The 23,745-nt window shown below is 68.3% G+C and carries 25 protein-coding genes and 1 riboswitch; of the genes, 17 read left to right on the top strand and 8 right to left on the bottom strand.

Going from position 1 to position 23,745, the window contains the following annotated elements:
• Positions 1-57 precede the first annotated feature (57 nt).
• Positions 58-255, top strand: a complete 198-nt coding sequence (locus ADBZ6K_RS18885) for a hypothetical protein (RefSeq protein WP_526349452.1) — start codon at positions 58-60, stop codon at positions 253-255.
• Positions 242-886, top strand: coding sequence for a substrate-binding domain-containing protein (locus ADBZ6K_RS18880; protein WP_526349450.1), 645 nt, complete (start codon positions 242-244; stop codon positions 884-886). The genes ADBZ6K_RS18885 and ADBZ6K_RS18880 overlap by 14 nt, the downstream gene beginning before the upstream one ends.
• Positions 887-952: 66 nt before the next feature.
• Here the strand turns inward: ADBZ6K_RS18880 and ADBZ6K_RS18875 are convergent, their stop codons facing one another.
• The 4 genes from ADBZ6K_RS18875 to ADBZ6K_RS18860 all read right to left on the bottom strand — a co-directional run bounded on the left by ADBZ6K_RS18875 (position 953) and on the right by ADBZ6K_RS18860 (position 3,945).
• Positions 953-1,144: a hypothetical protein gene (locus ADBZ6K_RS18875; protein WP_526349448.1), complete on the bottom strand. Its 192-nt coding sequence runs from the start codon at positions 1,142-1,144 to the stop codon at positions 953-955.
• A gap of 85 nt (positions 1,145-1,229) precedes the next feature.
• Positions 1,230-2,606 carry an NADP-dependent succinic semialdehyde dehydrogenase gene (locus ADBZ6K_RS18870; RefSeq protein WP_526349446.1) on the bottom strand — a complete coding sequence of 459 codons (1,377 nt, stop codon included), beginning with the start codon at positions 2,604-2,606 and terminating at the stop codon, positions 1,230-1,232.
• A gap of 130 nt (positions 2,607-2,736) precedes the next feature.
• Positions 2,737-3,396, bottom strand: a complete 660-nt coding sequence (locus ADBZ6K_RS18865; protein WP_526349444.1) for a GntR family transcriptional regulator — start codon at positions 3,394-3,396, stop codon at positions 2,737-2,739.
• A gap of 24 nt (positions 3,397-3,420) precedes the next feature.
• Entirely contained in the window at positions 3,421-3,945 is a 525-nt protein-coding gene (locus ADBZ6K_RS18860; protein ID WP_526349442.1) for a VOC family protein, read from the bottom strand.
• 175 nt (positions 3,946-4,120) lie between these two features.
• Between ADBZ6K_RS18860 and ADBZ6K_RS18855 the strand changes: the two genes are divergently transcribed.
• The 5 genes from ADBZ6K_RS18855 (at position 4,121) to ADBZ6K_RS18835 (ending at position 12,406) form a co-directional block, all read left to right on the top strand.
• Positions 4,121-6,391: an alpha-ketoacid dehydrogenase subunit alpha/beta gene (locus tag ADBZ6K_RS18855; RefSeq protein ID WP_526349440.1), complete on the top strand. Its 2,271-nt coding sequence runs from the start codon at positions 4,121-4,123 to the stop codon at positions 6,389-6,391.
• A 17-nt stretch (positions 6,392-6,408) separates the two neighbouring features.
• Positions 6,409-7,605, top strand: coding sequence for a 2-oxo acid dehydrogenase subunit E2 (locus ADBZ6K_RS18850; protein ID WP_526349438.1), 1,197 nt, complete (start codon positions 6,409-6,411; stop codon positions 7,603-7,605).
• A 57-nt stretch (positions 7,606-7,662) separates the two neighbouring features.
• A complete protein-coding gene (locus ADBZ6K_RS18845) occupies positions 7,663-8,802 on the top strand; it encodes an alkene reductase (protein ID WP_526349436.1) in 1,140 nt (379 codons plus the stop codon).
• Between the two features lie 221 nt (positions 8,803-9,023).
• Positions 9,024-10,235, top strand: coding sequence for an acetyl-CoA C-acetyltransferase (locus ADBZ6K_RS18840; RefSeq protein WP_526349434.1), 1,212 nt, complete (start codon positions 9,024-9,026; stop codon positions 10,233-10,235).
• 23 nt (positions 10,236-10,258) lie between these two features.
• Positions 10,259-12,406, top strand: coding sequence for a 3-hydroxyacyl-CoA dehydrogenase NAD-binding domain-containing protein (locus ADBZ6K_RS18835; protein WP_526349432.1), 2,148 nt, complete (start codon positions 10,259-10,261; stop codon positions 12,404-12,406).
• A 72-nt stretch (positions 12,407-12,478) separates the two neighbouring features.
• On the opposite strand, the gene ADBZ6K_RS18830 is transcribed toward ADBZ6K_RS18835, so the two are convergent.
• Positions 12,479-12,904: a pyridoxamine 5'-phosphate oxidase family protein gene (locus ADBZ6K_RS18830; RefSeq protein ID WP_526349430.1), complete on the bottom strand. Its 426-nt coding sequence runs from the start codon at positions 12,902-12,904 to the stop codon at positions 12,479-12,481.
• Between the two features lie 55 nt (positions 12,905-12,959).
• Between ADBZ6K_RS18830 and ADBZ6K_RS18825 the strand changes: the two genes are divergently transcribed.
• From ADBZ6K_RS18825 to ADBZ6K_RS18800, 6 genes are all read left to right on the top strand, one after another.
• Entirely contained in the window at positions 12,960-13,949 is a 990-nt protein-coding gene (locus ADBZ6K_RS18825) for an LLM class F420-dependent oxidoreductase (protein ID WP_526349428.1), read from the top strand.
• 79 nt (positions 13,950-14,028) lie between these two features.
• Positions 14,029-14,769 (top strand): EspA/EspE family type VII secretion system effector, encoded by a 741-nt coding sequence (locus tag ADBZ6K_RS18820; protein ID WP_526349426.1) that lies wholly within the window; start codon positions 14,029-14,031, stop codon positions 14,767-14,769.
• 24 nt (positions 14,770-14,793) lie between these two features.
• Positions 14,794-15,117 (top strand): type VII secretion target, encoded by a 324-nt coding sequence (locus tag ADBZ6K_RS18815; RefSeq protein ID WP_526349424.1) that lies wholly within the window; start codon positions 14,794-14,796, stop codon positions 15,115-15,117.
• Positions 15,118-15,158: 41 nt separating this feature from the next.
• A complete protein-coding gene (locus ADBZ6K_RS18810; protein ID WP_526349422.1) occupies positions 15,159-15,638 on the top strand; it encodes a YbaB/EbfC family DNA-binding protein in 480 nt (159 codons plus the stop codon).
• A complete protein-coding gene (locus tag ADBZ6K_RS18805) occupies positions 15,631-16,167 on the top strand; it encodes a hypothetical protein (protein ID WP_526349420.1) in 537 nt (178 codons plus the stop codon). The genes ADBZ6K_RS18810 and ADBZ6K_RS18805 overlap by 8 nt, the downstream gene beginning before the upstream one ends.
• Positions 16,168-16,209: 42 nt before the next feature.
• Positions 16,210-16,554, top strand: coding sequence for a cupin domain-containing protein (locus ADBZ6K_RS18800; protein WP_526349418.1), 345 nt, complete (start codon positions 16,210-16,212; stop codon positions 16,552-16,554).
• Here ADBZ6K_RS18800 and ADBZ6K_RS18795 read toward each other — a convergent pair.
• Together ADBZ6K_RS18795 and ADBZ6K_RS18790 are read right to left on the bottom strand one after the other, a co-directional pair.
• Entirely contained in the window at positions 16,551-18,200 is a 1,650-nt protein-coding gene (locus ADBZ6K_RS18795) for a DNA repair helicase XPB (protein ID WP_526349416.1), read from the bottom strand. The two genes, ADBZ6K_RS18800 and ADBZ6K_RS18795, sit on opposite strands and share 4 nt — an antisense overlap.
• A gap of 49 nt (positions 18,201-18,249) precedes the next feature.
• Positions 18,250-20,538, bottom strand: a complete 2,289-nt coding sequence (locus ADBZ6K_RS18790) for a helicase-associated domain-containing protein (RefSeq protein WP_526349414.1) — start codon at positions 20,536-20,538, stop codon at positions 18,250-18,252.
• Between the two features lie 103 nt (positions 20,539-20,641).
• On the opposite strand from ADBZ6K_RS18790, the gene ADBZ6K_RS18785 reads away from it, so the two are divergent.
• The 4 genes from ADBZ6K_RS18785 to ADBZ6K_RS18770 all read left to right on the top strand — a co-directional run bounded on the left by ADBZ6K_RS18785 (position 20,642) and on the right by ADBZ6K_RS18770 (position 22,288).
• Positions 20,642-20,827 (top strand): hypothetical protein, encoded by a 186-nt coding sequence (locus ADBZ6K_RS18785; protein WP_526349412.1) that lies wholly within the window; start codon positions 20,642-20,644, stop codon positions 20,825-20,827.
• 62 nt (positions 20,828-20,889) lie between these two features.
• Complete coding sequence (moaC, locus tag ADBZ6K_RS18780) at positions 20,890-21,384, top strand: cyclic pyranopterin monophosphate synthase MoaC (RefSeq protein ID WP_526349498.1); 495 nt, start codon at positions 20,890-20,892, stop codon at positions 21,382-21,384.
• On the top strand, positions 21,381-21,863 hold the full coding sequence (locus ADBZ6K_RS18775) for a MogA/MoaB family molybdenum cofactor biosynthesis protein (protein ID WP_526349410.1): 483 nt from the start codon (positions 21,381-21,383) through the stop codon (positions 21,861-21,863). The genes moaC and ADBZ6K_RS18775 overlap by 4 nt, the downstream gene beginning before the upstream one ends.
• Positions 21,860-22,288 carry a molybdenum cofactor biosynthesis protein MoaE gene (locus ADBZ6K_RS18770; protein ID WP_526349408.1) on the top strand — a complete coding sequence of 143 codons (429 nt, stop codon included), beginning with the start codon at positions 21,860-21,862 and terminating at the stop codon, positions 22,286-22,288. The genes ADBZ6K_RS18775 and ADBZ6K_RS18770 overlap by 4 nt, the downstream gene beginning before the upstream one ends.
• A gap of 9 nt (positions 22,289-22,297) precedes the next feature.
• Here the strand turns inward: ADBZ6K_RS18770 and ADBZ6K_RS18765 are convergent, their stop codons facing one another.
• The gene (locus tag ADBZ6K_RS18765) at positions 22,298-23,533 is read right to left on the bottom strand and encodes a transglycosylase family protein (RefSeq protein WP_526349406.1); all 1,236 of its coding nucleotides are present in this window, start codon (positions 23,531-23,533) and stop codon (positions 22,298-22,300) included.
• Positions 23,534-23,542: 9 nt separating this feature from the next.
• Positions 23,543-23,707: riboswitch (cyclic di-AMP (ydaO/yuaA leader) on the bottom strand.
• Positions 23,708-23,745: the final 38 nt, after the last annotated feature.

The following is a 23,745-nucleotide window of genomic DNA, read 5'->3' as shown; positions in this document are numbered from 1 at the left end:
CCAGGGTCGTCAATCTCGCCGATTGACGACCCTGGCTTCTCACTCGCGGGAAATGCGGTGGTGGCGCGTGAACACGGATACGAAGCCCTGCTGGCGAGCACCGACAACGACGCGGATCGCGAGGCGACGTTCATCGCCACCTTGCAGACCAGGCACTGCGACGGCTTCGTCGTGGCCAGCGCATCGCGTGACGACCGCGCCGTGCGCGCCTCTGGTCGCGCGGACGGCCTGCGTGGTGGCCGTGGTCAGCAGTGATTCGTCGATACGTTCTGCGGTAAGTCATCTGCGCACGGGGGTACTGGTGGTGCTGGTCAACAGGCTTGTCGACGGCCTGCGCACGCCGGCCGTGGTCAGCGATGATTCGGTCGGGATACGTTCTGCGGTAAGTCATCTCGTCTCGCTGGGGCACCGGCTCATCGGCCATGTCGCCGGCCCGCCCGAGATCTCGGTCAGCGCGTCACGGCTGGCCGCATTGCTCGGTGCAATGGATTTGGCCGACGCCGACCCGCGGCCCACGCCCGTCGTCGTGCACGCCGACGGCTACACCGTGGAGGCGGGACGCGCGGCGCTGGTCGAACTGCTGCGCCGCCACGCCGTCACCGCGGTTCTGGCGGTAAACGACCTCGTGGCGGTCGGCTGCTATCAGGCGCTGACGCAGGCGGGACTGCGGTGCCCCCAGGATGTCTCTGTCGTCGGTTTCAACGACATGCCGCTGACCGCCCATCTCCATCCGCCGCTGTCGACGGTGGCGATGCCGCAATCCCAAATGGGCCGCGCCGCAGCCGAACTCATTCTGAAATGCCTCGCCGAACCCGACAGTGAGCACGCTGTCGTCGCACTGCCGACCCGATTCATCGAGCGCAGATCGGCGGCCGCGGTGCGCTGACTCCGGCGAGGCTTCGTTTTGGGGGCGGGCGGGTGGTTTCAGCAGCCCAGGCGGGCCGGGTGGGTTTCAGCAGCCCACGCGGGAGAAGAAGGCGAGCGAGATGAGGCCGATGGCCACGGCCAGCGGCGTCTGACCGCTCGTCGCCGCCACGACGACTGCGGTGACCGCGGTGAGGGCGATGAGGACGAGCAGAAAGGCCATGAACCACCGGGCGGCGCCCCAGTGCGGGGACGTCGAGTGCGGGCGTGTGCCAGCCATGGCGTGGCCCTTCTGTGTCGTGCATCACACAGTATCAGCGATGTGGGTGCACGGCACATGGAAATTGGTCCTGGTGGCGCCGGGGTCACGCCTTCCATACGGTTTTGAGGTTGCAGAACTCCCGGATGCCCGCCGCCGCCAGCTCACGGCCGTAGCCGGAGTCCTTGACACCGCCGAAGGGAAGTTCCGGGTAGGAGATGGTCATCCCGTTGAGGAAGACCGCACCGGCGTCGAGGTGGCCGATGAACCAATCCTGCTCGGCCGCATCGGTGCTCCATACCGCAGAGCTGAGCCCGAAGGTGGTCTGGTTGGCCACCCGGACCGCCTCTTCGCGGTCGGTGACCCGGTACACGGACGCCACCGGCCCGAACGTCTCCTCCATCACCACGCGCATGTCGTCGGTGAGCCCGGCAAGCACGGTGGGGGAGTAGAACCAGCCCGGTCCGTCGGGTGCCGAACCGCCGGTGAGCACCTGCGCGCCCTTGGCGACGGCGTCGTCGACGAGCTCGGCGACGTCGTCGCGTCCGGACTCGGTGGCCAGCGGACCGACGTCGGTCGCCTCGTCCATCGGATCACCGACCTTCAGTGCCCGCATCTTGGCGACGAACGCCTCGACGAATGCATCGTAGATGTCGGTGTGGACGATGAATCGCTTTCCGGCGATGCAGGATTGGCCGTTGTTGGAGATTCTGGCCTTCACCGCCACGGTCGCCGCGGCGTCCAGGTCGGCGCTCGGCATCACGATGAACGGATCCGACCCGCCGAGCTCGAGCACCGCCTTCTTGATCTCCTGTCCCGCGGTCGAGGCCACCGAACGCCCCGCCGGCTCTGAACCGGTGAGCGTGACCGCCTTGACCCTCGGGTCCTCGATGACCGCGGCGACGTCGGCCGAACCGATCAGCAGGGTGCGGAAGGATCCCGGTGGGAAACCGCCCTTCTCGAAGAGATCGTCGAGGTACAAGGCGGACTGCGGGACGTTCGAGGCATGCTTGAGAAGGCCGGTGTTCCCCGCCATCAGCGCGGGCGCGGCGAACCGGATGACCTGCCAGAGAGGGTAATTCCACGGCATCACCGCCAGCACCACACCCAGCGGCTGCCACACCGTCCCCGCCCGTGACGCACCTACCACCGACGGATCGGCCAGTGATTCGGGTGCAAGGAACGCCTCCGCCTGCTCGGCATAGAAGCGCATGTTCTTGGCGCACTTGAGTACTTCGGCGCGGGACTGCCCGATCGGCTTGCCCATTTCCAGGGTGATCATCCGCGCCGCACGCTCGACATCGGCTTCGAGCAGGTCGGCGGCGGCGTTCATCCACTCGGCGCGCTGCGCATAGGTGGTGTCGCGCAATGCCTCCACCGCCTCGGCGGCCTCGGAGATGCGGCGCTGTACCTCTGCGCTGTCGTGGGGCTGGAACGTCTCGATGGTCTCTCCGGTGGCCGGGTTGACGGTTGCGATTGCCATGTGTGGGATCCCTGCAGTTGATGGTGTAGGCGCGATTGGATCCGATCTAGGGTCCAAATCGTATAGATGACCTGCGTGATGCGAGATTATCGCAATGATTGGATTCAATCAATGCGTCTGGCGGCGTGTGCTATTCGAACACCTCGGGATGCCGCGCGAGTTGTCGCCGGGTGCGGCGGATGTGGCCCAACAGCACCCGCTCGGCCTCGTCGGCATCGCCCTCGCGGATCGCGGTGACGAGCATGTGGTGCTCGTCGTGGACGATGCGGTTGCTGTCGGTGTCGAGAAGCCTGGTGTAGGCACGGCGGTAGTGCTGCGTCGTATTCCAGAGCCGCTCGACGGTGGGGGCCAGGAATGTGGTTGTCGCCCCGGCGTAGCTGCCCAGGTGGAACCGCCGGTCCAGCGTGAGGAAGCGTTCGACGTCGCCGCAGCGGCGCATCTGCTCGACCAGCTCCGAGAGGTCGTCGATCTGCTCGGGTGTCAGGTTCGGCATGCTGTAGCGAAGCAGCAGCGGTTCGATGCGCTCGCGCACTTGATAGAGCTCGACACACTCGTCGAGGCTGAGCCGCGAGATCCACGCACCGGTGTTGGCGACCGTCGTGATCAGGCCTTCGGACTCCAGGATTCGCAGCGCCTCACGAACGGGCACACGGCTGGCGCCGTAGTGGGCGGCGAGTTCCTCCTGGCGCAACCGCGTCCCGGGGGGGTGGTCACCCTGCAGGATCGCGTCCCGCAACTGCTCGGCCACGCGGGCGCCCGTGACGCCATCGCGCACCTGGGGTTGCGGCATGCTGCCCTCCGATCGGTTTCGCGTTCAGTCTGCCGGGTGATTGGGGTTCCACAGCAGCACCGGAGCGTCCGATTCGTAGGCCTTTCCCTTGGGGAAGCTCACCAGCTCGAACTGCATGCCCCACGGGCTGAGAAAATACACCCACCGCTGGCCCTCACTGGCATTGCGGCTGGCAGTGGGTGCGCCCAAGACCCGGATTCCTTGGGTGCCAAGGTATTCGACCGCCGCATCGAGATCCTCGACGTACAAGGCGATGTGATGGCCGCCGATATCGCTGTTGCGCGGTATCGGCGCCTGCCCGTCGGCGGGCGTGTACTCGAAGACTTCGAAGTTCGCCCCGGTGGCGCAGCGGTAGAAGCGAAGTTCGCGCATCACCGTGCGGGGGTGGACATTGAGGTGTTCGCGCATCCAGTCGCCGTCGTGCCGGTAGGGCCCCAGCGTGTAGACGTGCGCACAGCCGAGGATGCGCACGAAGAAGTCGTGGGCCTCCTCGAGATCGGGCACGGTGAATCCGAAGTGGTCGGTCCCGACCAGGCCCGGTAGTGGCATCAAGTCTCCTCACTAATGGATCCAATATTGATCGACCATACGCCAACATCCGCGGATTTTGCACGAATATCCCGCAGAGGCTAGCCAAAGTGGATCCAATACCGCTATGTTGGCAGCCAGTCAGCGGTACCGGGCAGCCCACTCGGGGCGCCACCGATCGATGGAGATGAGGAACATGCCGCGCGAAAACACCCTGGAAACGGGCTCGGCTTGGGTCGAGCTGTCGACTACCGAGGACGACTGGAAGGAAGCCGACCCCGTGCTGTTGGGCACGATGCTGGCCGAACTGCACCTGGTCCGCGCCTTCGAGGAGACGGTGCTCGAGCTGGCGGGCGAGGGCCTGGTGCACGGGCCCGCCCATTCCAGCATCGGGCAGGAGGGGGGCGCGGTCGGATCCATTGTCGGACTGCGCTCCACCGATGCCGTCAACGGATCCCACCGAGGGCACCACCAGTTCCTGGCCAAAGCCCTGACCCACGTCTCCGGCGGCGTCATCGACCCGGCCGCGGTGGTCACCCCCAAGATCCAGCGAGTGCTTCAGCGCACCCTGGCCGAGATCCTCGGTCTGGCCCAGGGCTACTGCCGGGGCCGCGGCGGGTCGATGCACCTGCAGTGGTTCGAGGCTGGCGCCCTTGGCACCAATGCGATCGTCGGGGGCGGCGTCCCGATGGGTGCCGGCAATGCGTGGGCCCAGAAGCACAGCGGCACATCGGACCTGACGATCAGCTATTTCGGGGACGGCGCCAGCCAGATCGGGTCGGTGCTCGAGACCATGAACCTCGCCGCCGCCTGGAAACTGCCCTTCTGCTTCTTCATCGAGAACAACCTCTACGCCGTGTCCACTCGCGTCGACGAGGTCACCGCGGACCCGCGGCTCTCGGTGCGGGGTCAAGGCTTTGGCATTCCCGGCTGGCGTGTCGACGGAATGGACCCGCTGGCCGTGTATCTCGCCACGAGCCGGGCGGCCGAGCGGATGCGCCGTGGCGAGGGGCCCGCCGTCATCGAGGTCGAGGTGTACCGGTTCTTCCATCAGAACGGTCCGTATCCGGGCAGCGCGTTCGGTTACCGCGACAAGGCTGAAGAGGCACGGTGGCGCGCCCGCGACCCGCTGGAACGGGTCGCCCGCGAGATGATCGCGCTCGGTCTCATCGATGACGACGGCGTGGCGTCGGTGCGGGACCAGGCGCAGACGGCGATGGCCGAGGCGGCGTCCCAGCTGGTGGAGGCCAATCCGCAAGCGCAGGGCAAGCGCCGCATCCGCGCCGAGTTGTGGCCCGATCCGAGCTTTGTCAACGTTGGGGTGCGCGGTGACGGCAGCGAGCTCGGCCTGCTGACGGCGTTCGAGCCCGCACAGTACCAAGGATCTTGGCGTGCAACGAAATTCGTCGATGCGGTGGCGGAGGTGATGGAACGCCGAATGGCAACCGATGAACGCATCGTGGTGTTCGGCGAGGATGTGCACCGGCTCAACGGCGGAACCAACGGCGCTACCAAGGGATTGGGCAAGTACGGCGACAACCGATTGATCGGCACCCCGATCAGCGAGAACGCGTTCACCGGGATCGGCGGCGGCCTCGCGCTCGACGGCAGATTCCGTCCGGTGGTCGAGTTCATGTATCCCGACTTCATGTGGGTGGCTGCCGACCAGGTCTTCAACCAGATCGGCAAGGCGCGGCACATGTTCGGCGGGGAAAACCCGGTCCCGTTCGTGTTGCGGACCAAGGTCGCGATGGGATCCGGATACGGTTCGCAGCATTTGATGGATCCCGCCGGAATCTTCGCCACCAGTCCCGGCTGGCGGATCGTGGCGCCCTCGACCGCTGCGGACTACGTGGGTCTGATGAACGCCGCCCTGGCGCTGCAGGATCCGGTGCTGGTCATCGAACACGTCGACCTCTACGGCAAGGCCGACCGGGTGCCCGAGGGCGATCTCGACTACGTGATTCCGCCCGGGCGGGCCGCGGTGCGGCGGGCCGGATCCGACGTCACGGTGATCAGTTACCTATCCATGGTGGACCGCTGCCTGGAAGCGATCGAGCGCACCGACGTCGACGCCGAACTGATCGACCTGCGCTGGCTGGATCGGGCGTCGATCGACTGGGACACCATTGAAGCCAGCGTGCGCAAGACCAATGCCGTGCTCATCGTCGAGCAGGGTGCACGCGGTACCTCGTACGGAGGCTGGCTGGCCGACGAGATACAGAGACGGCTCTTCGACTGGCTGGACCAGCCGATCGAACGGGTATCCGGTGAAGAAGCGTCGCCGAGCATCTCGAAGGTGTTGGAGCGGGCCGCGATCGCGGGCACCGACGAAATTGTGGCGGGTCTGGAGAAGATTCGCGTGGGGATGGGACAGCACGGGGCGAGCGCAGCGACGGGACAGCACGGGGCGAGCGCAGCGACGGGACAGCACGGGGCGAGCGAAGCGACGGGAGACGTGCGCTGATGGCGACCGTGGTACGGATGCCAGAAGTCCTGGCCAACGCCACCGAGGCGACCATCCAGAACTGGCTCGTCGCCGTCGGGCAGGAGATCGCGGTCGGTGATCCGCTTGCCGAAATCGAGACCGAGAAGGCGGTCGTCGAATACGCCGCCGAAGTGGACGGAGTCCTCGCGCGCCTGATTGCGGAACCGGGAGCGGCGATCGCCGTGGGCGATCCGATCGCACTGGTACTGGCGCCCGGCGAGACCGACGCCGACATCGATACGGGAGACACGGCAGCGGCCGCTCAGCCGGCGCCGGCCGCTGCGCCGAACACGGCACCGGCGGCGGTCAGCACCAACGGCAGGCGATTGTTCGCCACACCATTGGTGCGAAAGATCGCCCAGGAGAAGGGTATTGACCTGCAGACCGTGAACGGCACGGGACCTGGCGGCCGGATCGTGCGTCGGGACCTGGAGAGGTTACCTGCGCGGGAGCAGGCCTCCGCGGTTCATCGGGAGCCCGCACCGACGGAGCCGTTGACCGCACCGCCGGACTCCGGGTTCGCCGATATTCCGCTGACGGGAATGCGCAAGGCCATCGCCCGCCGCCTCACCGAGAGCAAGTCGACGGTTCCGCACTTCTATCTCGCCGCCGACTGCCGTGTCGATGCCCTGCTCGAGCTGCGCCGAAGCGTGAATGCGGCGGCAGCCGCGAAGGTTTCGGTCAACGACTTCGTGATCAAGGCTGTGGCCGGCGCGCTGCGCGAGGTACCGGAGGCCAACGCGGTGTGGAACGGCGATTCGGTCCGGCGGTTCGACCACGCCGACATCGCGATTGCCGTCGCCGTCGACGGTGGCCTCCTCACACCGGTGCTGCACTGCGTGGACACCGTTGCGCTGTCGGCGTTGTCGGCAACTGTCGGCGACCTCGCCGAGCGGGCGCGCGCCGGGCGCATCCAGCAGACCGAACTCGAGGGCGGCAGCTTCACGGTGTCCAACCTCGGAATGTACGGGGTCGGCGAGTTCTCGGCCATTCTCAATCCCCCGCATTCGGGGATCCTCGCCGTCGGCGCCGCCTCCCAACGGCCGGTCGTGATCGAGGGCGAGCTGGCGGTGGCTACCGTCATGACGGTCACCCTGTCCGCCGACCACCGGGTCATCGACGGTGCGGTGGCCGCACGGTGGATGGCGGCGTTCGTGCGGCGCATCGAGAACCCGTTGACTATCCTGATCTGACCGTGTGCGCCGGACCGGGCGCCGCGGCTTCTGGTCCGGCGCGCTGAGGGGCGCGGAATGAAACTCGCACCGGGAATCGTTACCGCCGTCGTGACCTTCAGACTCGATGAGAACTCCGCACTGCTCAGGCCGGTGCAGGCCGGGCGGACCACCGCAGCCAACCGGATCTTCATGGCACCGTTGACCCGCTCACGGGCCCAGGCCGACGGCACCCCGTCCGACCTGGCGGCACGGTACTACGCGCAACGCGCCGCGGCGGGCATCATCATCACCGAGGCCACCGCCGTATCGCGGGCGGCCAACGGCGCCTATCTCAACACCCCGGGCGTCTACACCGACCGCCACCAACGGAAGTGGGCAGAGATCGTTGGGGCCGTGCACGCCGCGGGCGGCCGGATGTTCATGCAGCTGTGGCACGTCGGGCGGATGGCTCATCCGGAGATCAGCGGCATGCAATCCGTCGCGCCGTCGGCCGTGGGCGCCGAGATGGTGACGCATACCCCGTCGGGCAAGAAGCCGCTGCCGGTGCCCCGCGCCCTGGAATCCGGGGAGATCCCCGAGATCGTCGAGTCGTTCCGCGCCGCGGCGCGGCGTGCGGTCGATGCGGGCATGGACGGTGTCGAGATCCACGCCGCCAACGGCTACCTGCTGCATCAGTTCCAGTCCGATGTGGTCAATCAGCGTGTCGACGCCTACGGCGGATCCCCGGACAATCGCGCCCGACTCACCGCCGAGATCGTCGAGGCGGTGGCCGCCGAGGTGGGAGCCGACCGCGTCGGGCTTCGCATCTCACCGGGAAACACCGCCGGGGACATGCGCGAACTGGACCCGGTCGGCGTGTACGAGGCGCTGCTCGGCCGGATCGCGCCCCTGGGAATCGCCTACCTGCACGTCCTGATCGACCCGGCCCAACCGACCTTCGGCGCGATCCGGGCGTTGTGGGACGGCACGCTGGTGCTCAACACCGGTCGTGAGGCGGACACGCAGTTCTGCCAGCTCGAGACCTACGCGGAATGGGGCGTGGCCGACGCCATCGCGGTCGGCAGGGCGTTCCTGGCCAACCCCGATCTGATCGACCGACTGAGGTCGGGTGCCGAGTTGAACGAGCCGGATGTGGCCACGTTCTACGCGCCGGGCCCGGTCGGATACATCGACTACCCGACGTTGGCCGAGCTGGACGACCTGAAATCGGCCTAACCGGCCCAGTCTGACGCCGAGTGCGGCCATTCGGCCGTGCTCGGCGTCGTCGTGTGTCTAGGGTGCAGGCAAGTGCGTGGGAAACGCCGTCCAGCACCCCTCCCAACCAACGGGTTGGGAGATTCTGCTACGCTCGCGTGACAGAGGACTCCGCTCGCGCGCGTGCGCGGTCGTGAGAACCCGGATCCGCCCGGCCCCATGAGAAGCAGAGAGACACAGACATGTCCGAAGAAGCTTTCATCTATGAAGCCATCCGCACCCCCCGCGGAAAGCAGAAGAACGGTTCGCTCAACGAGGTCAAGCCGCTGAACCTGGTAGTGGGCCTGATCGACGAGATCCGATCCCGCCACCCCGACCTGGACGAGACCCTGATCAGCGACGTCATCCTCGGCGTCGTGTCGCCCGTCGGCGAGCAGGGCGGCGACATCGCCCGCACCGCGGTCCTGGCTGCCGGACTGCCTGAGACCACCGGCGGCGTGCAGCTCAACCGGTTCTGCGCCTCCGGCCTTGAGGCCGTCAACACCGCCGCGCAGAAGGTGCGCTCCGGCTGGGACGATCTCGTCCTCGCCGGTGGCGTCGAATCCATGAGCCGCGTCCCGATGGGCTCCGACGGCGGCGCCTGGGCGATGGACCCGGAAACCAACTACCGCATCGGATTCGTCCCTCAGGGCATCGGCGCCGACCTGATCGCGACCCTGGAGGGCTTCTCCCGCGACGACGTCGACGCCTACGCGCTGCGCAGCCAGGCGCGCGCGGCGGCGGCGTGGTCGGGCGGCTACTTCGCCAAGTCGGTCGTCCCGGTGAAGGATCAGAACGGCCTGATCATCCTCGACCACGACGAGCACATGCGGCCCGACACCACCGCCGAGGGCCTGGGCAAGCTCAAGCCCGCGTTCGAAGGGCTCGGCGCGATGGGCGGCTTCGACGATGTGGCACTGCAGAAGTACCACTGGGTCGAGAAGATCAACCACATCCACACCGGGGGGAACAGCTCGGGCATCGTCGACGGTGCGGCCCTGGTGCTCGTCGGCAGCGAAAGCGCCGGTAAGTCGCAGGGTCTGACCCCACGCGCACGCATTGTGGCCACCGCCACCAGCGGCGCCGATCCGGTCATCATGCTCACCGGCCCCACCCCGGCCACCCGCAAGGTGCTCGACCGGGCCGGGCTGACCGTCGACGACATCGACCTGTTCGAACTCAATGAGGCTTTCGCCTCGGTGGTGCTGAAATTCCAGAAGGATCTGGGCATCCCGGAGGAGAAGCTCAACGTCAACGGCGGCGCCATCGCGATGGGCCACCCGCTGGGCGCCACCGGCGCCATGATCACTGGAACCATGGTCGACGAGCTCGAAAGGCGCGGCGCGCGGCGGGCATTGATCACGCTGTGCATCGGCGGCGGTATGGGTGTCGCGACCATCATTGAACGAGTTTGAGTGCGGGTCTGAGGGAGAAAGTCATGGCAGAGAACACCATTGCGTGGGACAAGGATGCCGACGGCATCGTCACCCTGACGCTGGACGACCCGACCGGTTCGGCCAACGTGATGAACGAGCATTACATCGAGTCCATGGGCAAGGCCGTGGATCGTCTTGTCGCCGAGAAGGATTCGATCACCGGTGTGGTGATCGCCAGCGGGAAGAAGACGTTCTTCGCCGGCGGCGACCTCAAGGGCATGATCCAGCTCAGCCCGGAGAACGCTGGGGAGGCCTTCGATCTGGTCGAGCGCGTCAAGTCCGACCTGCGCAGGCTGGAAACCCTGGGCAAACCCGTCGTCGCCGCCATCAACGGCGCCGCGCTGGGCGGCGGGCTGGAGATCACCCTGGCGACGCATCACCGCATCGCCGCCGACGTCAAGGGCAGCCAGCTCGGCCTGCCCGAGGTCACCCTGGGCCTGCTGCCCGGCGGTGGCGGCGTGACCCGCACCGTGCGGATGTTCGGCATCCAGAAGGCGTTCATGGAGATCCTGTCGCAGGGCACGAGGTTCAAGCCCGCCAGGGCCAAGGATGTGGGCCTGGTCGATGAGCTGGTGTCCTCCGTCGACGAACTGATCCCGGCCGCCAAGGCTTGGATAAAGGCGAACCCCGAGGCGCACACCCAGCCGTGGGATGTCAAGGGTTACAAGATCCCCGGTGGCACCCCGTCCTCGCCCGCGCTGGCCGCCATCCTGCCGTCGTTCCCGGCCCTGCTGCGCAAACAGCTCAAAGGGGCGCCGATGCCGGCGCCGCGGGCCATCCTCGACGCGGCCGTCGAGGGCACCCAGGTCGACTTCGACACCGCCAGCCGCATCGAGAGCCGCTACTTCACCCAGCTGGTGACCGGCCAGGTCGCCAAGAACATGATCCAGGCGTTCTTCTTCGACCTGCAGCACATCAACGGCGGCGGTTCACGTCCCGAAGGCATCGGCAAGACCCCGATCACCAAGATCGGTGTGCTCGGCGCGGGCATGATGGGCGCCGGCATCGCCTACGTGTCGGCCAAGGCCGGCTTCGACGTGGTGCTCAAGGACGTCACCGCGGAGGCCGCGGAAAGGGGCAAGGGGTACGCGGAGAAGCTGGAAGCCAAGGCACTCGAGCGCGGCCGCACCACCGAGGAGAAGAGCAAGGAACTGCTGGCGCGCATCACGCCGACCGCCGACCCTGCCGACTTCAAGGGCGTCGACTTCGTCATCGAGGCGGTGTTCGAGAACCAGGAACTCAAGCACAAGGTGTTCGGCGAGATCGAGGACATCGTCGAACCGACCGCGCTGCTGGGCTCCAACACCTCCACGCTGCCGATCACCGGGCTGGCCACCGGGGTCAAGCGCCAGGAGGACTTCATCGGGATCCATTTCTTCTCGCCGGTGGACAAGATGCCGCTGGTCGAGATCATCAAGGGGGAGAAGACCTCCGACGAGGCGCTGGCCCGGGTGTTCGACTACACGCTGGCCATCGGCAAGACGCCGATCGTCGTCAACGACAGCCGCGGCTTCTACACCAGCCGGGTCATCGGCACATTCGTCAACGAGGCGCTGGCGATGCTCGGTGAGGGTGTCGAACCGGCGTCCATCGAGCAGGCGGGGTCGCAGGCCGGTTACCCGGCGGCGCCGCTGCAGCTCTCCGACGAGCTCAACCTCGAGCTGATGCACAAGATCGCCACCGCCACCCGTAAAGCGGTGGAGGATGCCGGCGGCACCTATGAGCCGCATCCCGCCGAAGCGGTCATCGAGAAGATGATCGAACTGGGCCGGCCGTCGCGGCTGAAGGGCGCCGGTTTCTATGAGTACGCCGACGGTAAGCGGACCGGCCTGTGGCCCGGCTTGCGCGAGACGTTCAACTCCGGCACGTCCACCCCGCCGCTGCAGGACATGATCGACCGGATGCTGTTCGCCGAGGCGCTGGAAACCCAGAAGTGTCTCGACGAGGGTGTACTGACGTCGACCGCCGACGCCAACATCGGTTCCATCTTCGGCATCGGCTTCCCGGCATGGACCGGCGGCACCGCGCAGTTCATCGTCGGCTACCAGGGCGCGACCGGCACCGGCAAGGACGCCTTCGTCGGCCGCGCGCGTGAGCTGGCGGCCAAGTACGGTGCCCGGTTCACCCCGCCGGAGTCACTGACCAGCTGACGGCGGACCACAGCGCCCCGGGGACAACGGCGTCTCCGGGGCCTGTTCGCGTTCGCGGTCAGGCCGCGTCGCTCACAGTGCGCCGAGGTCCGCGGAGAGCCAGTGCTGTGGACGCAGGTGAACGGTGACGCTGGGGCCGTGCTCGCGCCTGGCCATGTCCAGATACGGTTCGACCTTGTCGGGCGGCAGGTAGCGGCGGGTCATCTCGACGAGCTCCTCGTCGGTGGACGGCTCGATGCGGGTCACCGCTCCGTCGACCGCGACGTAACGCACCGTGGGCTGGAGCCGTTCCACCATCAGCGTGAAGTGGCCCGCGGCCTCGATGAGCCGGTGCTTGCGTGAGCCATCACCGGTGAGCACCCACGGATCGCCGCCCGGGGTGTACTGAAACCAGATCGGCACGGTCAGCGGGCCGCGCCCGTCGCCTGCGGCTACCGACAGCGCGGCGATCCGCGGCTCGGCCAGAAACTGTTCGCGTTCTTCCTTACTAAGGGCCATGGTGGCCAGGCTAGTCACCGTCGAGCGCCGGCCGGGCCGGGCTAGAGTCGGATCCATGCGCTTTGGACTGTTCATTCCGCAGGGCTGGCGACTCGATCTGGTGGGCATCCCCCCTGCCGAACACTGGCCGGTGATGCGCGGTCTGGCCGGCTACGCCGACGGCAGCGCCTGGGACTCGCTGTGGGTCTACGACCACTTCCACACGGTGCCGGTACCGACCGATGAGGCCACGCACGAGGCGTGGAGTCTGATGTCGGCGTACGCTGCCGTGACCTCGCGCATCAAACTCGGTCAGATGTGCACCGCGATGAGCTACCGCAGCCCTGCCTACCTGGCCAAGGTCGCCGCCACCGCCGACATCATCTCCGGTGGCCGGATCCAGATGGGCATCGGCGGTGGTTGGTACGAACACGAATGGCGTGCCTACGGCTACGGATTCCCTTCGGCCGGCGTGCGGCTGGGCCGGCTCGACGAGGGCGTGCAGATCATGCGCACCGCGTGGCGTGACGGCGTCGTCACTTTCGACGGCACTCACTATCGGGTCGACGGCGCGATCGTCGAGCCAAAGCCGTTGCAGGAAGGCGGAATTCCCCTCTGGATCGCCGGCGGCGGAGAGAAGGTGACGCTGCGCATCGCGGCGCAGTACGCGCAGTACACCAACTTCGCCGCCGATCCCGAGGTGTTCAAACACAAATCGCAGGTGCTCGCCGGGCATTGCCGCGAGGCCGGCACCGACTACCAGGCGATCGTGCGGTCCGCCAACTTCAACGCGGTGGTCGGTGAATCGGACGCCGATGTCAGGGACCGGCTCGAGCGCGTGCGCGACAGGCTGAGCACCCGCCTGGACGGCGACACCGTCGACGCGGCGATCGCCACCATAGCCGCACCCGAATCCGCAACGGGGACACCAGAACAACTCGTGGAGAAGCTGCAGCGCATGCGTGACCTCGGTTGCGAGTACGCGATCCTGTACTTCCCCGAGGCCGCCTACGACCGGTCCGGCATCGAGCTGTTCGAACGGGAGGTCATTCCCGCGCTTGCGTGATAGGGCGCCGACGGCAAATTGGCGCACGGAGTGGTCCGGCACCGCTGCTAACCTCATTCGCGAGGAAAGGTGAGGCAGCATGGGGCTGTTCGAGACCGTCGGCAACGTCACCGAGCTCGTCACCGACGCGACGAGCAAGGTCGTCGGTGTCGCAGGGGCAATCGAGTTCGTCGCCAAGCGGGCCGGCCTGGAGACGATCACCAGGTTCGCAAGGACCTTCGGGAAGTACGGCGGGCCGCTGGTCATCGCACCCACGCCGATCCTCAAGGGCGGGCAGAAGCTCATCGAGGGGATGCTGTGGACCACTGGGTCCGGCGATCCCGATGCGGGAGGGGGCTTCGCCAACGGATCACGGGCCTTCAAGCGCGAACTGGGGACCCTGGCCAGTGCGTACCCCGACGCCCGCTGGGACGGCGGACCTGCTCCGCGGGCGTATGAACGGCGTGTCCGCGACCAGGAGAATCGGGTCGCGACACTCTCCGAGGCCGACAGCCGGATCGCGACGATCGTGGGCCGCGAGGCGGGGGAGATCATCGAAACCCGCCGCATCCTCGACAATCTGCACAATTGGCTGGCCGAGTACGGCGGATACACACAGACCCTCGGCGTGATCCCCGTCGTCGGGAAGTACATCCAGATGGAAGCCGAAATGCTCGCTGTCGGAATGGCATTGAGTGACGCATCAAGGAAGTTGTGGGATATGCACAACTGTGCGAACGTCAACGCGGCAGCTGTCATCGAGGTCGTGGAGTCGTACACTACGGTGACTTCATCTGCGGTACAGCAGGATTCGATCGGTGATTTCGACCCGCGGCGATAGCGCCGGAGATCGAGGAGGGCACCTATGACCGATTCGGAAGACCGCAAGATCACCGCCGACGCGATCCGTGGCCTCGGGGCGCTGCAGGACGATGCCGCGCGCGGCATCGGCGCGGCGGTGCTCGCGGTCCAGGGGGTGGGCGACAACGTGTCCGACTCCCACGGTCCCATCTGCGCGGTGGCCAGCCGCGCCGTCATGGCGGCGGAGTCGGAGCGCAGCAAGGCGGGTAAAGGGACCGCGGGCGTGTGCGCCGAACTCGCGGGGAAGCTGCGGCACGCCGCGGACAAGTACAACGCGACTGATGAGGCCGGAAAGCGGCGAATCGACACGCAGGTGCCGCCGCGCTGAGCCGCGGGGCGCCGAACGACTGCGGGGCACGGAACGACGGGGTGGCGGGGGAGATGATGGGCGACGGGACGCGGGGCTGCTGGGACGGACCCACATCGGGCGTGGAGGCGCTGGACGAGTACGTGCCCGCAGCGGCGCGCGACGGCAGCGGCGCGCACTTCGCGCTACCCGAATCCGATGGGAACCCTGAGCCGGTGTACACCGTCGGCAACCCGTCGGAGACGGTGACCGTGACGGCCCATCTGAGCGGTCGCATCGAGCGGATCGAACTCGCCGCCGAGACCGTGCACATGCCCGAGCCGGAGCTGGCCGAGGAGATACGGGTCATCGCGGATCTGGCCAGGCAGAAAGCCCGTTCGGAGTTGCACGCGTTCATTGTCGAGGGCGTGCGGGTGCTGGGCTATGACCCGGCGATCATGCGCGACAGCCTGATCCGCGAACTGGATATGCCCACCCCGGAGCAGGCGGCTGCGGCGGCCGCTGCGGTGTTCGCCACCCGGTACGGCGCCGATCATGACTGATGGTCGCGATCCCGACGAACGCAAGGAGCAGATGAGCGGCATGCCGGCGGGGCGGCGGCGCATGCCCGCCTGGGTCTGGGTCGCGGTGGCGGCCCTGCTGATATCGCTTGTGCTGGCCCTGGCGGTCGTCGTGAAGGTCGCCGATCGCGTTCCTCCCATGCCGGACGAGGACAGCGGCGCGATACCGGCGACCGTCGCGCCACGATCGCAGTTGCTCCCCGAGCTCGAGTTTCCCGCAGGCACAACCCGTTTCGACCATCCACCATACGGTCCCAACGAGTTCTGGACCGTGCCGCTGCCCTACGCCGAAACCGCCGTGCTCCTGCGGCGCTCGCTACCCGTCGACAAGGCCTACGACGGCCTGCCGTGGTGCACCGAGTTCAGCTGGGGCCACGAACTGACCATCTTCAGCTGGGGTGACTCATCGGACTATCTGTCGGTTCAGGTCAGCCCCGGCGCGCTGGACCCCGAGGTCAGCACACTGGTCAGCATCGGCCGCGAGCCCTACCCAACCGGCTGCCGCCGTTGAACCTGCACACGCGAGCCCGCCGCCGGGAGAACAATGGCAGTCATGAACAAGATCTCGCTCACCGCGCTTGCCCGCGAGCACCTACAGGCGGCACGCGCATCCAACAGCGGACGCAGCGCGCACACCGTCTACGGCGGCCATGAGCATTCGCTGCGCCAGACGCTCATCGCGCTGACCGCCGGAAGTGGGCTCGATGAACACGAAAGCCCCGGCGAGGCCACTCTGCATGTCCTGCAGGGCAGGGTGCGGCTCACAGACTCCAGCACCGGCTGGGACGGCTCGCCGGGCGATCACCTCGTCATTCCGCCCACCCGCCACGCCCTGCACGCCGACGAGGACTCGGTCGTCCTGCTGACCGTCGTCAAAGTCCCCGGACCGCACGCCTAGATCGCCGGGCCGAGGAGATCGTCGGCGTCCTTGATGACGTAGCCGTAGCCCTGTTCGGCGAGGAAACGCTGGCGGTGTGCGGCGTACTCGGCGTCTAGGCTGTCCCGTGACACCACCGAATAGAACACCGCGCCACCGCCGTCGGCCTTGGGCCGCAGCAGCCGGCCGAGCCGCTGCGCCTCCTCCTGACGTGACCCGAATGTCCCCGAAACCTGCACGGCGACAGACGCTTCCGGTAGGTCGATGGAGAAGTTGGCAACCTTCGACACCACCAGTGTGGAGATCTCGCCGCGGCGGAACGAGTCGAACAGTGCCTCCCGCTCGGCGTTCTTGGTCGAGCCCTGGATCACCGGCGCGTCGAGTTCCTGGCCCAGTTCTTCGAGCTGGTCGAGGTAGGCGCCGATGACCAGGGTCTGCTCGCCGGGATGGCGGTCAAGGATCGACTTCACCACGGCGATCTTCGAATGCACCGTCGAGCACAGCTTGTACCGTTCGTCGGGTTCGGAGGTTGCGTAGATCATCCGTTCGTTGTCGGTCATCGTCACGCGGACCTCGATGCACTCTGCCGGTGCGATCCAGCCCTGCGCCTCGATGTCCTTCCACGGCGCGTCGTAGCGTTTCGGCCCGATCAGGCTGAACACATCGCCTTCGCGGCCGTCCTCGCGGATCAGCGTCGCGGTCAGACCCAGCCGCCTGCGCGATTGCAGGTCGGCGGTCATCCGGAAGACGGGTGCGGGCAGCAGGTGCACCTCGTCGTAGATGATCAGACCCCAGTCCCGGCTGTCGAAGAGCTCCAGGTTACGGTACTCACCCTTGGTTCGGCGGGTGATCACCTGGTACGTGGCGATGGTGACCGGCCTGATCTCCTTGCGCTCCCCGGAGTACTCGCCGATCTCGTCCTCGGTCAGCGAAGTCCTGGCCACCAACTCCCGTTTCCACTGCCTGCCCGCCACCGTGTTGGTCACCAGGATCAGCGTCGTCGCGCCGGCCTTGGCCATCGCCGCCGCCCCGACCAGCGTCTTGCCCGCGCCGCACGGCAGCACCACCACCCCGGACCCGCCCGACCAGAACGAGTCGGCGGCCATCTCCTGGTAGTCGCGCAGGTGCCAGCCGTCCTGCTTCAGGCTGATCGGGTGCGCTTCGCCGTCGACATAGCCGGCGAGATCCTCGGCCGGCCAGCCGATCTTCAGCAGCATCTGTTTGACCCGGCCGCGCTCGCTCGCGTGCACGATCACGGTGTCGTCGTCGAGACGCGACCCCAGCATCGGTGCGATCTTCTTGTTGCGCAGCACCTCCTCGAGCACCGCGCGGTCGAAACTGACCAGGGTCAGCCCGTGCGCCGGGTTCTTGACCAGCTGCAGGCGCCCGTAGCGGCCCATGGTGTCGACGATGTCGACCAGCAGCGGCTGCGGCACGGCGTAGCGGGAGAAACTGACCAACGCGTCGACCACCTGTTCGGCGTCATGGCCCGCCGCGCGGGCGTTCCACAGCGCCAGTGGGGTGATGCGGTAGGTGTGCACGTGTTCGGGTGCGCGCTCCAGCTCGGCGAACGGCGCGATGGCCGCCCGGGCCGCGCCAGCCAGCTCGTGGTCCACTTCGAGCAGCACGGTCTTGTCGGACTGGACGATCAAAGGGCCGTCCGTCATGGGCGATCCCCCTCCGGTTCTGGCTTGTGGGTCATGCGCATCCCGTCCATTATTCGGGATCGGCCGACACCACCGAGGTGACGCGGTGGATGGCGAACTCACGCACCCGTCCGGAAGCCGGATCGTAGGCGGTCAGCTGGCCGCCGCGGACGTTGATCGGGGCCACCACACGCTGCGTGGCTATCCCCGCCGGGTCGACGTATCCGATCACCACCGATGTCTGGCTGATCGCCGCATCCTGAAGCTGCGTGATCGCCACCGCCGGATCCAGACGTACCGTGCCCGACGGCGCGCGGGCCACCTTCCTCAGCACCGCGACGATGGCGCCGAGCGTCTGGGCCGTCGGGCTGGGAGCCGTCCGGAATACGCGGCGGCGCGCTGGGACGGGCACTCGGGCGCCGCGGGCCCGGATGTCGACGATCGCGCCCGATGCGTCCTCGGCCGCCGGGGCGAAACCCGCCGTCCGCAGTGCGGCGAGGACGTCGGCGATCGGGGCCAGCGATATCGCGACGGTCGGGGCGAGCAGCCGCAGCTCGAGGTGCCCGGCCGCCTGCGCGGCCACGGCCTCCGCCAGTAGCGCCGCGTCCTCGCACCGTACGAACGAGGCGGCCATGCCCACCCGCAACTGACCGTGTCTGCGTGCCACGTCATCGATCAGATAGGTCAGACTCTGCGGCACGGATGTCCGGGAATGCCGCGCGAACAGCGCGTGGAGCTGACCGGCGGTTCGTCCGGTGTCCAGCGCCCTGCGGATGGACGCCTCGCTGATGCGGTAGACCATCGCCGCGCCGGCGGACTCGACGGTGGCGACGGCCGCGAGTTGCTCGGCGAGATCCCGCTGCAACGGCCCTGGGACGATCACTGTGAGGTCGGCCTGCACGAGGAAGTGGTCGATCGGATCGGGCAGTGCCTTGCTCATGGCGGCCACCACATCCTCGGCCGTGCTGCCCGCGAGGAGCCGGCGCCCTGGGGCGCTGATAGCGCCCCGGCCCACCATGCCGACCGCGTGGGCCTCCTCCAGCAGGACGCCCACCGGCTCCGGCTGCAGGCGCATCGCCCACCGCGGACGGCGCCAGATCATCGCCCTCGACGCCGCGGCGGCGTCGGTGCCCGAACCCGCGGGCAGATCGGCCAGCACCGTCAGCAGCATCCGGCGATCCAGCGGCGCGGCCGTCGAGTACAGCGCGTCGGACAGCGCCGCATAGGGTTTCCCGTCGGGCCCGCGGTTTCCGATCAACCCGGGCCTGCCCGGCAGGTCCAGCCACGTCGAGGCGAGCAGGTGCCACCGGGCGGCCGTCGGCGATTCGACGAAGCGGTCGGCGGCCACTGTAGGTGCCCAGAACGGACCTGTCCCGTCGCCGGGATCGGGATCGGGCATCCCCGCCGCGATCAGGCCCGCGGCCGCAGCGACCTCGAGTATCAGACCGAGCCTGCGTTCTTCGATGCCGGTGGCCTTGGTCAGCCGCTTCACCTCACGCACCCCGAGGCCGCCGCTGCGTAGTTCGGGCACCGGCGACGCCGACAGCGTCTCGAGAAGCACCTCGACTTCGCGGAGCATGTCGATGGCCGCCCCCGCCGCCACCGCGTCGACGTCGGCGACGGTGGTCGAGGTCACCGCGGCGTCGGGAGCGTTCAGCTCGATCGGACCGGGAGCCTCACCCCGCAGCACCTGCCCGACGAGGCGGGGAAGGATCACGGTGTCGTCGTCGACCTGACGCAACAGACCCGCGGAGAGCAGCCGCGGAACGGGCCGGTCGGACGGTGTGCCCGGGGCGGCGTCGCGGGTGCGACCGACCGGCGACCCCTCGAGCAGCCTCCGCAGCAGGTCCAGCTGGGCCTCGTCGAGGGCGTCGAGCATGGCGCCGATCTCCTCGCCCGACCGCTCGGACACCTCCGCGACGGCCTGTCCCGGGTACCACGGCAATCCAGCGGCGGCCTCGGCCGCCACCCGTAACGCGGAATCCCCCCACACCAGCGCCCGCTCGCGCAGGTCGTCGACCGCGGCGGTGACAGCGCCCTGGGTGGCGCGTTCGCCGATCAGTTCGACGAGCTTGGTCTGGGGAACCGCGGTGGTGTCGGCGTGCAGCACCAGCAATGCGTCTAGCACCGCCAGCCGCAGAAAGTCGAGCTCATCGGTGGCCGCCTTGACCGACTGGCGCGACGTCGCGCGCGCCGCCAGCGCCGCGATGGTTCCTGGCGGCGGTTGGGTGAGATCCGGCCGCAGCTCCAGCAGCCGGATGAGGCGCTCGTCGGGAAGCTCGGCCAGCCAGCTGCCGAGAGGCACACCCAGGTTCGCTCGTTCCCGGGCGGGCCCCCTGCCCTCGGGATGTTCGGTCATCGCTGACCAGCGTAAAGCAGTCGGCCGGGGGAATCGTGCGGTCGATTCGCCGCTGGACCCCGCCGGTGTCGCCAGCGAGCGCGGCGGCTGCCAGAATGTGGGCGTGGCTGACAACAAGAACAACTACGTCGACCCCGGCTGGCCCGCTCTGGTGGGTGACGATGATCATGCGGTGAGCGAGCTGGTGGCGGACCGCACCGGCTCGCTGTCGCCGTTCGGGGAACTGACCTTCCCGCTGCCCGCCGAAGAGCTGCCCTACACGCACCCGGTCACCGTCATCAACAAGTAGCGGTGTCCACCAAGGCGCAACCAGGCAGGCTCTCGCACCTCGACGAGTCGGGCGCGGCGCACATGGTCGACGTCACCGGCAAGGACGTCACCAAGCGGGTCGCCGTCGCGACCGGATCGGTGTACACCCGCGCCGACGTGGTTTCGCTGGTCGCTGCCGGTGGGCTGCCCAAGGGCGATGCGCTGGCCACCGCCCGGATCGCGGGCATCATGGCTGCCAAGCGCACCAGCGAGCTGATTCCGCTGTGTCATCAGCTCGCTCTGACCGGCGTCGACATCGATTTCAGCATCGCCGACGCCTCCATCGGGATCACCGCCACGGTGCGCAGCACCGATCGCACCGGTGTGGAGATGGAGGCGCTGACGGCGGTCAGCGTTGCGGCGCTGACGATCTACGACATGATCAAGGCCGTCGACCCGGCCGCGCGCATCGACGCTATCCGGGTGGTGCGCAAGGAGGGTGGCAAGACGGGGATATGGACCCGGCCGCCCGGACGCGAGGAGGATTTAGATCCCGGACGCGAGGAGGAATTAGATCCCGGACGCGAGGAGGGATGAGCCCCCGGACAGGTCTGGTGATCATCGCGTCCACCCGCGCGGCCGCAGGCGTGTACGTGGATCGATGCGGGCCGATCATCGTCGAATGGCTCCAGCATCAGGGCATCACCGCACCCCCTCCGGTGGTGGTCGCCGATGGCGATCCTGTCAGCGATGTCCTCTGGCAGGGTGTGCAGGACGCACCTGACGTCATCATCACCTCCGGCGGTACGGGCATCTCACCGACGGATATGACACCGCAGGCCACCAGGGCGGTGCTGGACTACGAGGTTCCGGGCCTCGCGGAGGCCATCAGGCGCGCCGGACAGTCCAAGGTGCCGGCGTCGGTGCTCTCGCGAGGCCTCTGCGGCGTCGCGGGCCGCACCCTCATCGTCAACCTGCCCGGGTCGCCGGGCGGGGTCAAGGACGGTCTCAGCGTGCTCGGCGACGTGCTGACGCATGCCCTGGATCAATTGAGCGGTAAGGATCACACGCGATGAGCGCCGAGGTGCTGAGGGTGGAACTCACCGAAACACCCGTCGAACTGGCCGACTACGAAGCGTTGGTGGCCCATGAGGCTGCCGGGGCGGTGGTCGGGTTCGCCGGCGTCGTCAGGGACCACGACGGCGGTCGCACGGTGCTTCGCCTCGAGTACTCGGCGCACCCGACCGCGCAGCGGACACTGGAGGAGGTGGCCGCCGAGGTCGCGCGCGACGCCGACGGGGTGCGCGCGATAGCCGTCAGCCACCGCGTCGGCACCCTGCAGATAGGCGACGCCGCCCTGGTGGCCGCTGTGGCAGCGGACCATCGCAGGGCGGCGTTCGAAACCTGTGCCCGACTCGTCGACACCGTCAAGGAGCGCCTACCGGTGTGGAAACACCAGTACTTCGCCGACGGTACCGACGAATGGGTCGGATCGGCCTGACCGCTCCGCTCAGGCGGGCGGAACGGGCAGCAGCGGCGCCTCCGCGGGCGGCGGAGCGTCGGCCGGTGCCGGGGGAAGCGGCAGGGCCGGGGGCGGACCGCCCGGGGTGTCCGGGGTGGTCAGCGGGCGCTGCGTCAGGGCGAGCAGGGCGTCCTTACCGCTGATGTCCTGCGTCTGGATCGCGTGCCAGATCTCCTTGAGATACGTGACATTGGGGCTCTCGCCGGGAACCTGGGCCGGGTCGACCGTGGTGCCGGGCGGAAGTGCGTCCGGGCTGGCCAGGTGCGGGATGCCGTCCGGCGGAGCGACGGGCAGCCCATCCGTGATGACCTGATTGGCGGCGTCGAGCGGCGCCGGCGGGAGCACGGCAGGCGCCAGCGGATCGGGCGCGGCGACGGCCACCGGGGCGGCAGGGTCGACGGGCGGCGAGACCGCTTCGGGCGCGGGAGGTGCGGGCGGCGGCGGGGGAACGGGCAGGAGCACCGGCTGCGGGCAGCGGCGCGCCACCAAGGACCACTCGGCCGGCTGCACGACGGGGCCCGCGGCGTCCCAGCTGTCGGCGGCCGGGGCGGCAGGGGCTGATCCGCCGGGGGCGGCAGCGGGCGTCCATGGCATGGCCGGGGTGCGGCCTCCGGAAGCGGTGCCGGGGGCGGCGGAAGCAGGGGCTGATTCGCCGGGGCGGCAGCGGGGCGTCCAGCGGCGCGGGAGCGGGGCGGCGCGGGCTCGGAAGCGGTGCCGGGGGCGGCGGAAGCGGAGCGGGGCGGCCAGCGCGTCGAACGGGGCGGGCGGTGGCGGCGGGGGCAGGGGGGCCGGCGGCGGAGGCAGCTCGCCGTTCACGGCGGGCGCATCCAGCGGCTGCGGCTCGACGACGTTGCGTGGGGTCGATCCCGACAGGCCGCGGCCGCATACCGGCCAGGCGCCCTTGCCCTGGGTCGCCAGAACACGCTCGGCGACGGCGATCTGCTCTTCCTTCGTCGCCATGAACGCGGAGGGGGCATACTCCCCGCCGCCGTGTGAGCTCCAGGTGCTCGGCGCGAACTGCAGTCCGCCGTGATAGCCGTTGCCGGTGTTGATGGCCCAGTTGCCGCCGGATTCACACGAAGCGACCTGGTCCCATTCGGCATCGGTCGCGGCGCTTGCATGGCCGGCGAGGCCGATGCTTCCACCGCCGATGACGGCTCCGGTGAAGGCGATCTTCGCGACGTTCACGGACGACTGGGTGGGCTTGCGATGGCGTCCACTCATGAGTGAGCTAAATCCTCTCTGTGGCGCCCGCGAGGTCAGCTGTCGGGTTCGGGTAGGAGAGGTCACCCGGCCAACGTCTCCGCTGGCTTCACCCCAAGGGGCCGTGGCCCCGGGTCCTTCGGCGGACCGGTGGGTCCCCCGCCTCCATCCTGGTTGGTTCGTTGTGACCTTGATCCGACGGATGGAGCTCGGCGCTGCCGATCAAGGCGGGC

It is taken from the genome of Mycobacterium sp. (assembly GCF_044223235.1).
Classification (GTDB): domain Bacteria; phylum Actinomycetota; class Actinomycetes; order Mycobacteriales; family Mycobacteriaceae; genus Mycobacterium.
Note: the sequence above shows the minus strand (reverse complement) of the source record. Positions and strands in the feature narration are given on the sequence as shown.